The 370-nt window shown below is 51.1% G+C and carries 2 protein-coding genes; one reads left to right on the top strand and one right to left on the bottom strand.

Annotated features, from left to right (window positions below):
* Positions 1 to 181: hypothetical protein (locus ACNKXV_RS13520; RefSeq protein ID WP_417908257.1), on the top strand; the 181-nt coding region annotated here is incomplete at its 5' end.
* On the opposite strand, the gene ACNKXV_RS13515 is transcribed toward ACNKXV_RS13520, so the two are convergent.
* On the bottom strand, positions 178 to 370 hold a 193-nt coding region (locus ACNKXV_RS13515; RefSeq protein ID WP_417908256.1), incomplete at its 5' end, for a hypothetical protein. The genes ACNKXV_RS13520 and ACNKXV_RS13515 overlap by 4 nt on opposite strands.

The following is a 370-nucleotide window of genomic DNA, read 5'->3' as shown; positions in this document are numbered from 1 at the left end:
CATCAAGCGAGCCAAAAGTGAACAGTGGTATGTGAATTTTCCTGCTGCCGTTGCCCAGGCCATTGAATTTCAACAGGGAGAGGTCGTGGAGTGGATCATCGACGACCATCAACGCCTGGTTCTTCAACGTAGTGTTCAGTCCGTATCGGACCTTAAAAAAAAACTTCCCAAGAAGACCTAAAGGGAGTTTTGGAAAGTATTTTCTCCGAATGCCAATCCTGCTTCAAGCAGATCAGGACCTGGAAAAAGGCCCAAAAGCTGGTCGACGGAGTGCTTTCCTGCATGGGCCGCCGCACAGTCACAGGCTGGCTGACTGCCTGTGGAGACCAGTTTAAGGATTGGACGTACGCTTACCGCCTTTTCAGGGGCG

The sequence above is a fragment of the Christiangramia aquimixticola genome, assembly GCF_048285835.1.
Classification (GTDB): Bacteria; Bacteroidota; Bacteroidia; order Flavobacteriales; family Flavobacteriaceae; genus Christiangramia; species Christiangramia aquimixticola.
The sequence above is the reverse complement of the archived record's forward strand: the minus strand, read 5'-3'. Positions and strand labels throughout refer to the sequence as shown.